This is a genomic window from Pseudomonas sp. SMSB3 (genome assembly GCF_052041965.1).
In the GTDB taxonomy this organism is placed as follows: domain Bacteria; phylum Pseudomonadota; class Gammaproteobacteria; order Pseudomonadales; family Pseudomonadaceae; genus Aquipseudomonas.
This window is the reverse complement of the sequence record NZ_JBKGGV010000008.1, coordinates 114,170-128,410: the sequence shown is the minus strand read 5'-3', so window position 1 is coordinate 128,410 and position 14,241 is coordinate 114,170. Positions and strand designations below refer to the sequence as shown.

At 62.3% G+C, this 14,241-nt stretch carries 10 protein-coding genes; 9 read left to right on the top strand and 1 reads right to left on the bottom strand.

Features of this window, described 5'->3' with window-relative positions; genetic code table 11:
• Window positions 1–149 precede the first annotated feature (149 nt).
• Window positions 150–5,015 (top strand): NAD-glutamate dehydrogenase, encoded by a 4,866-nt coding sequence (locus tag ACLEJW_RS14825; RefSeq protein WP_440777814.1) that lies wholly within the window; start codon window positions 150–152, stop codon window positions 5,013–5,015.
• 85 nt (window positions 5,016–5,100) lie between these two features.
• Here ACLEJW_RS14825 and ppsR read toward each other — a convergent pair whose 3' ends face one another.
• Window positions 5,101–5,919: a posphoenolpyruvate synthetase regulatory kinase/phosphorylase PpsR gene (gene ppsR / locus ACLEJW_RS14820; RefSeq protein WP_145181572.1), complete on the bottom strand. Its 819-nt coding sequence runs from the start codon at window positions 5,917–5,919 to the stop codon at window positions 5,101–5,103.
• Between the two features lie 190 nt (window positions 5,920–6,109).
• On the opposite strand from ppsR, the gene ppsA reads away from it, so the two are divergent.
• From ppsA to ACLEJW_RS14780, 8 genes are all read left to right on the top strand, one after another.
• Window positions 6,110–8,485 (top strand): phosphoenolpyruvate synthase, encoded by a 2,376-nt coding sequence (gene ppsA, locus ACLEJW_RS14815; RefSeq protein WP_145181574.1) that lies wholly within the window; start codon window positions 6,110–6,112, stop codon window positions 8,483–8,485.
• A gap of 103 nt (window positions 8,486–8,588) precedes the next feature.
• Window positions 8,589–9,581: an alpha/beta fold hydrolase gene (locus tag ACLEJW_RS14810; RefSeq protein WP_440777813.1), complete on the top strand. Its 993-nt coding sequence runs from the start codon at window positions 8,589–8,591 to the stop codon at window positions 9,579–9,581.
• Window positions 9,582–9,666: 85 nt separating this feature from the next.
• A complete protein-coding gene (rraA, locus tag ACLEJW_RS14805; RefSeq protein ID WP_145181577.1) occupies window positions 9,667–10,158 on the top strand; it encodes a ribonuclease E activity regulator RraA in 492 nt (163 codons plus the stop codon).
• A gap of 27 nt (window positions 10,159–10,185) precedes the next feature.
• Window positions 10,186–11,181 carry a zinc transporter ZntB gene (locus tag ACLEJW_RS14800; RefSeq protein WP_145181579.1) on the top strand — a complete coding sequence of 332 codons (996 nt, stop codon included), beginning with the start codon at window positions 10,186–10,188 and terminating at the stop codon, window positions 11,179–11,181.
• A 69-nt stretch (window positions 11,182–11,250) separates the two neighbouring features.
• Window positions 11,251–11,514, top strand: a complete 264-nt coding sequence (locus ACLEJW_RS14795; protein WP_145181581.1) for a CrfX protein — start codon at window positions 11,251–11,253, stop codon at window positions 11,512–11,514.
• A gap of 2 nt (window positions 11,515–11,516) precedes the next feature.
• On the top strand, window positions 11,517–12,341 hold the full coding sequence (locus ACLEJW_RS14790; RefSeq protein WP_145181583.1) for a mechanosensitive ion channel family protein: 825 nt from the start codon (window positions 11,517–11,519) through the stop codon (window positions 12,339–12,341).
• A 113-nt stretch (window positions 12,342–12,454) separates the two neighbouring features.
• Complete coding sequence (gene sigX / locus ACLEJW_RS14785) at window positions 12,455–13,021, top strand: RNA polymerase sigma factor SigX (RefSeq protein WP_145181585.1); 567 nt, start codon at window positions 12,455–12,457, stop codon at window positions 13,019–13,021.
• Window positions 13,022–13,131: 110 nt separating this feature from the next.
• Window positions 13,132–14,172 (top strand): OmpA family protein, encoded by a 1,041-nt coding sequence (locus tag ACLEJW_RS14780; RefSeq protein WP_145181586.1) that lies wholly within the window; start codon window positions 13,132–13,134, stop codon window positions 14,170–14,172.
• The last annotated feature ends 69 nt before the right edge of the window (window positions 14,173–14,241 follow it).

The window sequence follows — 14,241 nt, the reverse complement described above, 5'->3', positions numbered from 1 at the left end:
AAGCTTCGGCGAGCCCTGAACGTGCCTGGCACGCTCAACGTCTGGTTTTTCACCGTTCGCCCTGGCACGGCTTGGCTATCGTTGACCCGTGACCATGGCGCACGCGCGCGACGCTTCAACTATTACAAAGCCCAAGCGGAGTACCACAGATGGCGTTCTTCACCGCAGCCAGCAAAGCCGACTTCCAGCATCAACTGCAAGCGGTCCTGGCCCAGCACATCAGCGAACAGTCCCTGCCACAAGTGGCACTGTTCGCCGAGCAGTTCTTCGGCATCATCCCTCTGGACGAACTCACGCAGCGCAGGCTCTCTGACCTGGCCGGTTGCACCCTGTCGGCCTGGCGCATCGTCGAGCGCTTCGACCCCGAGCACCCGCAGGTCCGGGTCTACAACCCCGACTACGAACGCAACGGCTGGCAGTCGACCCACAGCGTGGTCGAAGTGCTGCACCACGACCTGCCGTTTCTGGTCGACTCCGTACGCACCGAGCTGAACCGTCGCGGCTACAGCATTCACACCCTGCAGACCACGGTGCTGAGCGTGCGCCGTGGCGCCGATGGCCAATTGCTCGAGCTGCTGCCCAAGGGCAGCCAGGGCGAGGGTGTTGCCCATGAATCGCTGATGTACCTGGAAATCGACCGCACCGCCAATGCCGCCGAGCTGAACGTGTTGGCCCGCGAGATCGAGCAGGTGCTGGCCGAAGTGCGCGTGGCAGTCGCCGATTTCGAACCGATGAAGGCCAAGCTGCGTGAAGTCGTCGCGCTGGTGGAAGACACCGCCTACGGCCCGGCCCAGCATGAGAAGGGCGAGGTCAAGGCGTTCCTCGAGTGGCTGCTGGACAACCACTTCACCTTCCTCGGCTATGAAGAATTCACCGTCCAGGCCGACAGCGCCGGCGGCCAGATGGTGTATGACGAACAGTCCTTCCTGGGCCTGCCACGGCGCCTGCGCGCAGGCCTGACGGCCGAAGAACTGCGTATCGAAGACTACGCCGTGGCCTACCTCAACGAGCCGTTGCTGTTGTCGTTCGCCAAGGCCGCACTGCCCAGCCGCGTGCATCGTCCGGGCTATCCGGACTACGTGTCGATCCGCCAGCTCGACAGCGCCGGCAAGGTCATCAAGGAACATCGCTTCATGGGCCTGTACACCTCCACGGTGTACGGCGAAAGCGTGCACGCCATCCCCTACATCCGCGTCAAGGTCGCCGAGGTCGAGCGCCGCTCCGGGTTCGACGCCAAGGCGCACCTGGGCAAGGAGCTGGCCCAGGTGCTTGAAGTGCTGCCGCGCGACGACCTGTTCCAGACCCCGGTCGATGAGCTGTACACCACGGTCATGGCCATTGTGCAGATTCAGGAACGCAACAAGATTCGCGTCTTCCTGCGCAAGGATCCCTACGGGCGCTTCTGCTACTGCCTGGCCTACGTGCCGCGCGAGATCTACTCCACCGAGGTGCGGCAGAAGATCCAGCAGGTGCTGATGGAGCGCCTGAAAGCCAGCGATTGCGAGTTCTGGACATTCTTCTCCGAGTCGGTGTTGGCGCGCGTGCAGCTGATTCTGCGGGTCGACCCGAAAAACCGTATCGACATCGACCCTCAGCAGCTGGAAAAAGAAGTCATCCAGGCCTGCCGTTCCTGGCAGGACGACTACTCGGCGCTGGTCGTCGAGAACTTTGGCGAGGCCCAGGGCACCAACATCCTCGCTGGTTTCCCCAAAGGCTTCCCGGCCGGTTACCGCGAGCGCTTCCCGGCGCATTCGGCCGTGGTCGACCTGCAGCACGTGGTTGCACTGTCCGACAGCAAACCACTGGCGATGAGCTTCTACCAGCCGCTGACCCGCCTGGGTGAGCGCCTGCTGCACTGCAAGCTGTACCATGCCGACACGCCGCTCGCCTTGTCGGACGTGCTGCCGATCCTGGAAAACCTGGGCTTGCGCGTGCTTGGCGAATTCCCCTACCGGCTGCGCCACGCCAATGGTCGCGAGTACTGGATCCATGACTTCGCCTTTACCTACAGCGAAGGCCTGGACCTGGATATCCAGCAGCTCAACGACACCCTGCAAGATGCCTTCATCCATATCGTCCAGGGCGACGCCGAGAACGACGCGTTCAACCGCCTGGTGCTCACTGCCGGCCTGCCGTGGCGCGATGTGGCGCTGCTGCGCGCCTATGCGCGCTACCTCAAGCAGATCCGCCTGGGCTTCGACCTGGGCTACATCGCCAGTACCCTGAACAATCACACCGATATCGCTCGCGAGTTGACGCGGCTGTTCAAGACCCGTTTCTACCTGGCGCGCAAACTGACCAACGACGACCTGGACGACAAGCAGCAGCGTCTGGAGCAGGCGATCCTCAATGCCCTGGACGAGGTCCAGGTGCTCAACGAAGACCGCATCCTGCGCCGCTACCTGGACCTGATCAAGGCCACCTTGCGCACCAACTTCTACCAGCCTGACGCCAACGGCCAGAGCAAGTCGTACTTCAGCTTCAAGTTCAACCCGCGGTTGATCCCGGAGCTGCCCAAGCCGGTGCCCAAGTTCGAGATCTTCGTCTACTCGCCACGGGTCGAGGGCGTGCACCTGCGCTTCGGCAATGTTGCCCGTGGTGGTTTGCGCTGGTCGGACCGTGAAGAGGACTACCGCACCGAAGTGCTGGGTCTGGTCAAGGCCCAGCAGGTGAAGAACTCGGTGATCGTGCCGGTCGGTGCCAAAGGCGGCTTCCTGCCACGCCGCCTGCCACTGGGCGGCAGCCGCGACGAAATCGCCGCCGAAGGCGTGGCGTGCTACCGCATCTTCATCTCCGGCTTGCTCGACATCACCGACAACCTCAAGGAAGGCGGCGTGGTGCCGCCGGCCAACGTGGTGCGGCATGACGATGACGATCCGTACCTGGTGGTCGCCGCCGACAAAGGCACTGCGACCTTCTCCGACATCGCCAACGGCATCGCCATCGACTACGGCTTCTGGCTCGGTGATGCCTTCGCTTCCGGCGGTTCGGCCGGTTACGACCACAAGAAGATGGGCATCACGGCCCGCGGTGCCTGGGTTGGCGTGCAGCGCCATTTCCGCGAGCGCGGCATCAACGTGCAACGAGACCCGATCACCGTGATCGGCGTCGGCGACATGGCCGGTGACGTGTTCGGCAACGGCTTGCTGATGTCCGACAAGTTGCAACTGGTGGCGGCCTTCAACCACCTGCACATCTTCATCGACCCTAATCCGGATCCGGCCACCAGCTTCGCCGAACGCAAGCGCCTGTTCGATCTGCCGCGCTCGGCCTGGACCGACTACGACAGCAGCATCATGTCCGAGGGCGGGGGTATTTTCCCGCGCAGCGCCAAGAGCATTGCCATCAGCCCGCAGATGAAGCAGCGCTTCGCCATCGAAGCCGATCGGCTGACCCCGACCGAACTGCTGCACGCACTGCTCAAGGCCCCGGTCGACCTGCTCTGGAACGGCGGCATCGGCACCTATGTCAAGGCCAGCAGCGAAAGCCACGCCGATGTCGGCGACAAGGCCAACGACGCGTTGCGCGTCAATGGCAATGAGCTGCGGTGCAAAGTGGTGGGCGAGGGCGGCAACCTCGGGATGACCCAGCTCGGCCGCGTCGAGTTCGGCCTCAATGGCGGCGCCACCAACACCGACTTCATCGACAACGCCGGTGGCGTGGACTGCTCCGACCACGAGGTCAACATCAAGATCCTGCTCAACGAAGTGGTGCAGGGTGGTGACATGACCGAGAAGCAGCGCAACCAGCTGCTGGGCAGCATGACCGACGAAGTCGGCGCCCTGGTGCTGGGCAACAACTACAAGCAGACCCAGGCGCTGTCGCTGGCGCACCGCCGTGCCCGCGAACGCATCGCCGAATACAAGCGCCTTATGGCTGACCTCGAAGGCCGAGGCAAGCTCGACCGCGCCATCGAGTTCCTGCCTTCGGAAGAGCAGTTGGCCGAGCGCCTGGCGGCAGGCCATGGCCTGACCCGTGCCGAGCTGTCGGTACTGATCTCCTACAGCAAGATCGACCTCAAGGAACAGTTGCTCAAGTCGCAGGTACCGGACGACGACTACCTGACCCGCGACATGGAAACCGCGTTCCCGCCGTCACTGGTCAGCAAGTTCGCCGAGGCCATGCGTCGCCACCGCCTCAAGCGTGAGATCGTCAGCACCCAGATCGCCAACGACCTGGTCAACAACATGGGCATCACCTTCGTGCAGCGGCTCAAGGAGTCCACGGGCATGAGCCCGGCCAATGTCGCCGGGGCCTATGTGATCGTGCGCGACATCTTCCATTTGCCGCACTGGTTCCGCCAGATCGAGGCCCTGGACTATCAGGTGCCCGCAGAAATTCAGCTGACCCTGATGGACGAGCTGATGCGCCTGGGCCGCCGCGCCACCCGCTGGTTCCTGCGCAGCCGCCGCAACGAGCAGGATGCCGGTCGCGACAGCGCGCACTTTGGGCCGAAGATCGCGCAGTTGGGCCTGAAGCTCGACGAGCTGCTCGAAGGCCCGACTCGCGAGCGCTGGATGGTGCGCTATCAGAGCTTCGTCGATGCCGGTGTGCCTGAGTTGCTGGCGCGCATGGTGGCCGGCACTACCCACCTGTACACGCTGCTGCCGATCATCGAAGCCTCGGATGTCACCGGCCATGACCCGACGCAGGTGGCCAAGGCGTTCTTCGCCGTTGGCAGCGCCCTGGACCTGACCTGGTATCTGCAGGAGATCAGCAACCTGCCGGTGGAGAACAACTGGCAGGCCCTGGCCCGTGAGGCGTTCCGCGACGACATCGACTTGCAGCAGCGTGCCATCACCATCTCTGTCCTGCAGATGGCCGACGCCCCGCAGGACATGGACGCGCGCGTGGCCTTGTGGGCCGAGCAGCACCGGGTGATGGTCGAGCGCTGGCGCGCCATGCTCGATGACCTGCGCAACGCCACGGGCAATGACTACGCGATGTACGCAGTGGCCAACCGCGAGCTGGTCGACCTGGCGATGAGTGGGCAGGCGGCGGTCGTGCCTTCCTGAGCCATTGGCAGCTAGCTGCCGATGGCTAGCTGCACGCTGCAAGCTGACCCTGTGGGTTTTGCTTGCAGCTTGCAGCTTGCCGCTGCTACTTGAACCTGCGTTCCACGCCTTTCTCGACCAGGATCTTCGCTGAAATCTCTTCCACGGAAAAATGCGTGGAGTTGATGTTGGGGATGTTTTCGCGGCGGAACAGGTTCTCGACCTCGCGCACTTCGAATTCGCACTGGGCAAAGCTCGAATAGCGGCTGTTGGGCTTGCGTTCGTGGCGGATGGCGGTCAGGCGGTCGGGGTCGATGGTCAGGCCGAACAGCTTGTGCTGGTACTTCTTCAGCACCGCCGGCAATTGCAGACGCTCCATGTCGTCCTCGGTCAACGGGTAGTTGGCCGCACGGATGCCGAACTGCATCGCCATGTACAGGCAGGTCGGGGTCTTGCCGCACCGCGACACGCCAACCAGGATCAGGTCGGCCTTGTCGTAGTAGTGGGTACGCGCGCCGTCGTCGTTGTCCAGCGCGAAGTTCACCGCCTCGATGCGCTCCATGTAATTGGAATTGCCACCGATCGAGTGGGATTTCCCCACCGAATAGGAAGAATGGGCGGTCAGTTCCTGTTCGAGCGGCGACAGGAAGGTCGAGAAGATGTCGATCATGAACCCGTTCGAGGTGGCCAGGATCTCGCGGATGTCCTGGTTGACGATGGTGTCGAAGATGATCGGTCGCATGCCGTCGCGCTCGGCGGCAGCGTTGATCTGCTGCACCATGGTCCGCGCCTTGTCCGGCGAGTCGATGTAGGGACGGGTGAATTTATTGAATGGAATGCTCTCGAATTGAGCGAGCAAGCTCTGACCCAGGGTTTCGGCAGTGATACCGGTGCCATCGGAGATGAAGAACGCGGTTCGTTTCATTTGCGATCTGGGCCTTAAGCTGATGACGTTTCTTGGATATGATAAGTTCGCTTTGCCGAATGCGGCAGTTTGCATTCTGCCATATTTTACGAACCTAATTTCCAGGTACAGGCCACAAGCGTCCGGCCCAGTCAGATCAGGCAGGCGGGCGCCCTTGAGCTTTTCCAATACAGTTAGTGGAGAGATCACCTTGGTAGAGTACGTAGTTTCCCTCGATAAGCTCGGCGTCCACGATGTGGAGCATGTGGGGGGCAAGAATGCATCCCTGGGCGAGATGATCAGCAACCTTGCCGGTGCTGGTGTATCGGTGCCGGGCGGCTTTGCCACTACGGCTCAGGCGTATCGTGATTTCCTCGAACAAAGTGGCCTGAACGACCAGATCCATGCCGCGCTCGATGCGCTGGACGTCGACGATGTCAACGCCCTGGCCAAGACCGGCGCGCAAATCCGCCAGTGGGTGATGGAAGCGCAGTTCCCGGCGCGCCTGGATGCCGAGATCCGCAGCGCGTTCGCCGAAATGGCCCAAGGCAACGACAACATGGCGGTGGCCGTGCGCTCGTCGGCCACCGCCGAGGACCTGCCGGACGCCTCGTTCGCCGGTCAGCAGGAAACCTTCCTCAACATCCGTGGCGTCGACAACGTGATCCGCGCGGCCAAGGAAGTGTTCGCCTCGCTGTTCAACGACCGCGCCATCGCCTACCGCGTGCACCAAGGCTTCGACCACAAGCTGGTGGCCCTGTCGGCCGGCGTGCAGCGCATGGTCCGCTCAGAAACCGGCACTGCCGGCGTGATGTTCACCCTCGATACCGAATCGGGCTTCCGCGATGTGGTGTTCATCACCGGCGCCTACGGCCTGGGCGAAACCGTGGTGCAGGGTGCGGTCAACCCTGACGAATTCTATGTCCACAAGCAGACCTTGCAGGCCGGTCGCCCGGCGATCCTGCGCCGCAACCTGGGCAGCAAGGCGATCAAGATGGTCTACGGCGACGAAGCCAAGGCCGGCCGCTCGGTCAAGACCGTCGAGGTCGACCGCGCCGAACGTGCGCGCTTCTGCCTGAGCGACGAGGAAGTCAACGAGCTGGCCAAGCAGGCGATGATCATCGAGCAGCACTATCAGCGCCCGATGGACATCGAGTGGGCCAAGGACGGTGACGACGGCAAGCTGTACATCGTCCAGGCACGTCCCGAGACGGTCAAGAGCCGCGCCAGTGCCAACGTCATGGAGCGCTACCTGCTCAAGGAAAAAGGCACCGTGCTGGTCGAAGGCCGCGCCATCGGCCAGCGCATCGGCGCCGGCAAGGTCCGCGTGATCAACGATGTGTCCGAGATGGACAAGGTCCAGCCAGGCGACGTGCTGGTGTCGGACATGACCGACCCGGACTGGGAGCCGGTGATGAAACGCGCCAGCGCCATCGTCACCAACCGTGGCGGGCGTACGTGCCACGCGGCGATCATCGCCCGTGAGCTGGGCATTCCCGCCGTGGTTGGCTGCGGCAACGCCACCCAGGTGCTCAAAGACGGCCAGGGCGTGACCGTTTCCTGCGCTGAAGGCGACACCGGGTTCATCTTCGAGGGCGAGCTGGGCTTCGACGTCAAGCAGAACTCGGTCGATGCCATGCCCGAGCTGCCATTCAAGATCATGATGAACGTCGGCAACCCCGACCGCGCCTTCGACTTCGCTCAGCTGCCCAACGCAGGCGTGGGTCTGGCGCGCCTGGAGTTCATCATCAACCGCATGATCGGCGTGCATCCCAAGGCGCTGCTGAACTACGCCGGCCTGCCGGCCGACCTGAAAGAAAGCGTCGACAAGCGCATCGCTGGCTACGACGACCCGGTCGGCTTCTATGTCGAGAAGCTGGTCGAAGGCATCAGCACCCTGGCGGCGGCCTTCTACCCGAAAAAGGTCATCGTGCGCCTGTCGGACTTCAAGTCCAACGAGTACGCCAACCTGATCGGCGGCAAGCTCTACGAGCCCGAAGAAGAAAACCCGATGCTGGGCTTCCGCGGTGCCTCGCGTTACATCAGCGAATCGTTCCGCGATTGCTTCGAGCTCGAGTGCCGTGCGCTCAAGCGCGTGCGCAACGAGATGGGCCTGACCAACGTCGAGATCATGGTGCCGTTCGTGCGCACCCTGGGCGAGGCCAGCCAGGTCGTCGACCTGCTCGCCGAGAACGGCCTGGCCCGTGGCGACAATGGCCTGCGTGTGATCATGATGTGCGAGCTGCCGTCCAACGCCATCCTCGCCGAAGAGTTCCTCGAGTACTTCGACGGCTTCTCGATCGGCTCCAACGACCTGACCCAGCTGACCCTGGGCCTGGACCGCGACTCGGGGATCATTGCGCACCTGTTCGACGAGCGCAATCCTGCGGTCAAGAAGCTGTTGGCCAACGCCATTGCCGCGTGCAACAAGGCGGGCAAGTACATCGGCATCTGCGGCCAGGGCCCGTCGGACCACCCGGACCTGGCCAAGTGGCTGATGGAACAAGGCATCGAAAGCGTGTCGCTGAACCCGGACTCGGTGCTCGAAACCTGGTTCTTCCTGGCCGAAGGCCCAGGCGCAGCGTGATACGGTGAAATGCGAGGGTGCATCTGGCGCACCCTCGCCTGGTTTTTTTCCAGGGCGAGCTCCAGTAATGGAACCCGCCCTTTTTTGTGCGTTAAGCAAGCTTATGCAAAGCAGTAGCAACTTGTTTCCCGTGGCCCTGCTCAGTGCCGAGCGTCGCGGTGATCTCAGTGAAGATGTCTATCGAATCAAGGCCGGCAATGCTGCCGACCCCAGTGTCGAGCTGGCCGTAACCCGTCTGGGCCTGGCCGACCAGGAGCAGCCCCAGGGCGTGCCGGTGATCTTGTTGCACGGCAGTTTCTCCAACCGGCGTTTCTGGTACTCACCCAAGGGGATTGGCCTTGGCGCGTACCTGGCGCGCGCCGGTTTCGATGTGTGGATCGCCGAAATGCGCGGCCACGGCCTGTCGCCGCGCAACCAGCAATGGCAGCGCAATTGCGTCGCCGACTACGCCCGTGACGATCTGCCGGTGATCGGCGCATTCGTGCGTGAGCAATCGGGCCAGGCCCCGCACTGGATAGGTCACTCGCTGGGCGGAACGACGCTGGCGGCGGCGTTGGGTGGTGGGTTCCTGGGCGAGCAACTGGTCGCCAGCGTGGCGCTGTTCGGGACCCAGGTGAGCCGCAGGTACTGGCCGCTGAAAGTGCCACCACTGGTGTGGGGGGCGAAACTGATCCTCAAGCGCTGGGGGCAGATTTCCGGGCCGCGCTTCAAGCGCGGGCCAGAAGACGAACCCCTTGGCCTGGCGTTCGAAAGCCTGCGTTGGCACGGGCTGTTCGGCCGCTTCGGCGACACGCGCAACGACTGGTGGGCGGGCCTTGCGCAGGTGTCCACGCCGCTGCTGGCGGTGGCTGGCGCCGGCGATGCGCAAGACCCGGTGTGGGCGTGTCGCAAGCTCTATGAACAGTGGGGCGGGGCGTGCAAGCAGTTCTTGCGCTTGGGCCGCGAAGAGGGCTTCGAGGCGTTTGGCCATGTCGACATGCTTGTCAGCAAAGCGGCCCAGGTGCAGGTATGGCCACTGGTCGAGCGCTGGTTGCGCGAGCCTGCGCTGGCCGTGCATGCCGCCACGGCGCGGGACCAACCGCTGGCGGTGAACTGACTGAACGGTCTCGGATGACTGCAACGACCTGGACGGTGTAGCCTTGGCCCATAACCGCTTTCGTTATGACTGACAGGAGCTTGCCATGCAGCATTACGTAACGCCCGACCTGTGCGATGCCTATCCTGACCTGGTTCAGGTGCTCGAACCGATGTTCAGCAACTTCGGTGGCCGTGATTCGTTCGGTGGTCAGATCGTCACCATCAAGTGCTTCGAGGACAACTCACGGGTCAAGGAGCAGGTCGAGCTCGATGGCAAGGGCAAGGTCCTGGTAGTCGATGGCGGCGGTTCGCTGCGCCGTGCCCTGCTCGGCGACATGCTCGCGCAAAAAGCCGCCAGCAACGGCTGGGAAGGCCTGCTGATCTACGGCTGCGTACGTGATGTCGATGTGCTGATCCAGACCGACGTCGGCGTCCAGGCCCTGGCCAGCCATCCGATGAAGACCGACAAGCGCGGCGTTGGCGACCTCAACGTGGCGGTCACGTTTGCCGGCGTCACCTTCCGCCCTGGCGAGTACCTGTATGCCGACAATAATGGCGTGTTGGTCTCGCCCAGCCCGCTGGCTATGCCGCAGTAGTGCGCCGCATGCGCTGATGGAGTGTTGATGTTAGAGGAAGACAACGCGCAGTGGGGGCTGGTGCATGCCCTGGTGCTCGATGGCCAAGGCGGCGCGCGTCCGCTCGCCAGGACCGCGCTGGCCGATTTGCACCTGCAACCCCATGAAAGCCTCTGGCTGCATTGGGATCGTAGCCACCCACAGACGCGCAGCTGGCTGTTGCAGCAAAGTGGCCTGAGTGAATTCGCCTGCGACCTGCTGTTGGAGGAAAACACCCGGCCACGCCTGCTGCCTCAGGCGGGCGAGCAATTGTTGCTGTTTTTGCGCGGGGTCAACCTCAACCCCGGCGCCGAACCCGAAGACATGGTCTCGGTGCGCATTCACGCGCAGGCGCAGCGGGTCATTTCGCTGCGCCTGCGGCCGTTGCGGGCCAGTGACGAGATCTTGCAGCAGCTGGAGGAGGGCCGAGGGCCCAAGTCGGCGTCCGAGCTGTTGTTGCTGATGGGCGAGTTGCTCACCGAGAAGGTTCAGGGGCTGGTCAGCGATCTGGCCGAGTGGGTCGACCTCGAAGAAGAAAAGGTCGAGTCCGACGAGCGCTATACCCCCGAGCAGGGAAGCTTGCAGCAGATCCGCCGCCGAGCTGCCGGCTTGCGGCGTTTTCTGGCCCCGCAGCGCGACATCTATGCGCAATTGTCGCGCAGCAAATGGAGCTGGTTCTGCGACGCCGACGCCGACTACTGGAACGAGCTGAACAACAGCCTGATCCGCTACCTCGAAGAGCTCGAGCTGGCCCGTGAGCGCGCGGCGTTGGTGCTCGAGAGCGAAGACCGCCGCCGCAGCGAGCGTATGAACCGCACCATGTATCGGTTCGGCATCATTACCTGCATCTTCCTGCCGATGAGCTTTGTCACCGGGTTGCTTGGCATCAATGTCGGCGGTATCCCCGGTGCGAGCAGCCCGTATGGCTTTCTGGTCGCCTGCCTGATCGTGCTGGCGCTGGCGGTCGGGCAATGGTGGATGTTCAGGCGGCTGCGCTGGGTATGAAGACGGCGCTGCAGAGTGTGACCGATTGCTCGGCCACCTCGTCTCTGACTGACACTGCGTGAGGTGCCCATGCACGATCCGTTCGAAGAATCTTTGCGTGACCTGCTCAAGGCGTCGCCGTCCGGTGAGGATCGAGACGATGCCGCATGCCTGGGTCGCGTGCTGAAAACGGCCAACCGCCAGGTTGGCGTCGGCGATCTGTTCAGCCTGCTTGGCCGCTGGAGCCAGGCGTTGCTGATCGCCGTGAACAATGGCTCGGCGCATGTTGCGCCGGTGCGCCGACATTCCCCCCGCAACGCTGCCAGCGGCAGCAAAGCAGATAAGGCCGATTGAATATGGAACTCGATCTCTGGACCCAGAGCCTGGTCACCGCCATGACCGCCCTATGGACCAAGGTAGCCAACTTCATCCCCAACCTGTTCGGGGCCTTGGTCGTGGTGCTGCTCGGTTTCGTCGTGGCCAAGCTGCTCGACACCCTGTTGTCCAAGCTGCTGGCCAAATTTGGCCTGGACCGCCTGATGGCGGGCACCGGTTTGACCAAGATGCTCGGCCGGGTCGGCATCCAGGTGCCGATCTCGACCCTGATCGGCAAGATCGTCTACTGGTTCGTGCTGTTGATCTTCCTGGTTTCTGCCGCTGAGTCGCTGGGTCTGGAACGGGTCTCGGCCACCCTCGACATGCTGGCGCTTTACCTGCCCAAGGTGTTCGGCGCGGCGCTGGTGCTGCTGGCCGGCGTCTTGTTGGCGCAGGTCGCCAACGGCCTGGTGCGCGGCGCGGCAGAAGGCATTGGCCTGGAGTATTCGGCAGGGCTGGGGCGCATCACTCAAGGCCTGGTGATCATCATCAGTATCTCGGTGGCCATCAGTCAGCTCGAGGTCAAGACCGACCTGCTCAACCATGTGATCGTGATCGGCTTGATTACCGTTGGTCTGGCCGTTGCGCTTGCCATGGGCCTTGGCAGTCGCGAATTGGCCGGGCAGATTCTGGCGGGCATCTATGTGCGCGAGCTGTATCAGGTCGGCCAGCAGGTGCGTGTTGGCGAGGTCGAGGGCATGATCGAGGAAATCGGTACGGTCAAGACGACGCTGTTGACCGACGCGGGCGAGTTGGTTTCGCTGTCCAACCGCGTGCTCCTCGAGCAGCGCGTCGATAGCCGCTAACCGCACAAAGCTGTTAATGTATGCCGCCGCGAAATCGGCCCCGAGGGGGCTGAGCGGCGACATTGACCTGACTGTCGGCCAGATCCGTTTTGAATAAAGTGCATTCGCCGCCCATGCGTTACGACCCCCGCGAACTCACCGACGAGGAGTTGGTGGCGCGTTCGCATGAGGAGCTGTACCACGTGACCCGCGCCTATGAGGAACTCATGCGGCGCTACCAACGGACCCTGTTCAACGTCTGTGCACGTTATTTAGGGAACGACCGCGACGCTGACGATGTCTGTCAGGAAGTGATGCTGAAGGTGCTGTATGGCCTGAAGAACTTCGAGGGTAAGTCCAAGTTCAAGACCTGGCTTTACAGCATCACCTACAACGAGTGCATCACGCAGTATCGCAAGGAGCGTCGTAAACGCCGGCTGATGGATGCCTTGAGTCTGGACCCTATTGAAGAGGCGTCCGAAGACAAGGCACCGAAACCGGAGGAGAAAGGCGGGCTGGACAGGTGGCTTGTGCATGTGAACCCGATCGATCGGGAGATTCTGGTGTTGCGTTTCGTCGCAGAACTGGAATTCCAGGAAATCGCCGATATCATGCACATGGGCCTGAGCGCAACGAAAATGCGTTACAAGCGTGCGTTAGACAAGCTTCGCGAGAAATTTGCAGGTTTGGATGAAACTTAGTCCCTTGCAAATATCTCTAACGGATCGGTGAGTTCTGCTAGACTTGCCGTCGAGTTGTCCCCCAGGATTTGGTGGGACTGCTTAACTATCACCAGATGGGGATTTAACGGATGAAACTGAAAAACACCTTGGGCCTGGCCATTGGCTCGCTCGTCGCTGCTACTTCGTTCGGCGTTCTGGCTCAAGGCCAAGGCGCGGTCGAAATCGAAGGCAACGTCACCAAGCAGTACTACGACAGCAACCGTAACTTCAAGAACGACGGCACCAACCCTGGTGTTCGCCTCGGTTACTTCCTGACTGACGACGTTTCCCTGGACCTGGGCTACAACGAGACCCACAACGCTCGTGGCGAAGTCTTCAACAAAGACATCAAAGGTTCCAAGGCCAAGCTGGACGCCACCTACCACTTCGGTACCGTTGGCGACGCTCTGCGTCCGTACGTTTCGGCTGGTTTCGCTCACGAGAGCCTGGGTCAGGCCACTCGTAGCGGCCGTGACCACTCCACCTTCGCCAACATCGGCGCTGGCGCCAAGTGGTACATCACCGACATGTTCTTCGCCCGTGCCGGCGTTGAAGCCATGTACAACATCGACAGCCACCAGACCGAGTGGGGTCCAAGCGTGGGTGTTGGTCTGAACTTCGGTGGTAGCGGTGGCAAAGCACCAGCTCCTGCTCCAGCTCCAGTTGCTGAAGTTTGCTCCGACTCCGACAACGATGGCGTGTGCGACAACGTCGACAAGTGCCCAGACACCCCAGCCAACGTAACTGTTGACGCTGATGGCTGCCCGGCTGTTGCCGAAGTCGTTCGCGTTGAGCTGGACGTCAAGTTCGACTTCGACAAGTCGGTCGTCAAGCCTAACAGCTACGGCGACATCAAGAACCTGGCTGACTTCATGAAGCAGTACCCACAAACCACCACCGTGGTTGAAGGTCACACTGACTCCGTAGGTCCAGACGCTTACAACCAGAAGCTGTCCGAGCGTCGTGCCAACGCTGTCAAGCAGGTTCTGACCCAGCAGTACGGCGTAGAATCGAGCCGTGTTGACTCGGTTGGCTACGGCGAAACCCGTCCAGTTGCCGACAACGCCACTGAAGAAGGCCGTGCTGTCAACCGTCGCGTTGAAGCTCAGGTCGAAGCCCAAGCCAAGTAATTTGGTTTAAAGCTTCCACAGAAAAACCCGGCTCCGGCCGGGTTTTTCTTTGCCTGCAATTTAGCCTGT

Excerpts from the sequence above, each read along its gene's own strand:
- ACLEJW_RS14825 (WP_440777814.1), top strand. The coding sequence starts at position 150 with ATGGCGTTCTTCACCGCAGCCAGCAAAGCCGACTTCCAGCATCAACTG.
- ppsR (WP_145181572.1), bottom strand. The coding sequence starts at position 5,919 with ATGAAACGAACCGCGTTCTTCATCTCCGATGGCACCGGTATCACTGCC.
- ACLEJW_RS14810 (WP_440777813.1), top strand. The coding sequence starts at position 8,589 with ATGCAAAGCAGTAGCAACTTGTTTCCCGTGGCCCTGCTCAGTGCCGAG.
- rraA (WP_145181577.1), top strand. The coding sequence starts at position 9,667 with ATGCAGCATTACGTAACGCCCGACCTGTGCGATGCCTATCCTGACCTG.
- ACLEJW_RS14800 (WP_145181579.1), top strand. The coding sequence starts at position 10,186 with ATGTTAGAGGAAGACAACGCGCAGTGGGGGCTGGTGCATGCCCTGGTG.
- ACLEJW_RS14795 (WP_145181581.1), top strand. The coding sequence starts at position 11,251 with ATGCACGATCCGTTCGAAGAATCTTTGCGTGACCTGCTCAAGGCGTCG.
- ACLEJW_RS14790 (WP_145181583.1), top strand. The coding sequence starts at position 11,517 with ATGGAACTCGATCTCTGGACCCAGAGCCTGGTCACCGCCATGACCGCC.
- sigX (WP_145181585.1), top strand. The coding sequence starts at position 12,455 with ATGCGTTACGACCCCCGCGAACTCACCGACGAGGAGTTGGTGGCGCGT.
- ACLEJW_RS14780 (WP_145181586.1), top strand. The coding sequence starts at position 13,132 with ATGAAACTGAAAAACACCTTGGGCCTGGCCATTGGCTCGCTCGTCGCT.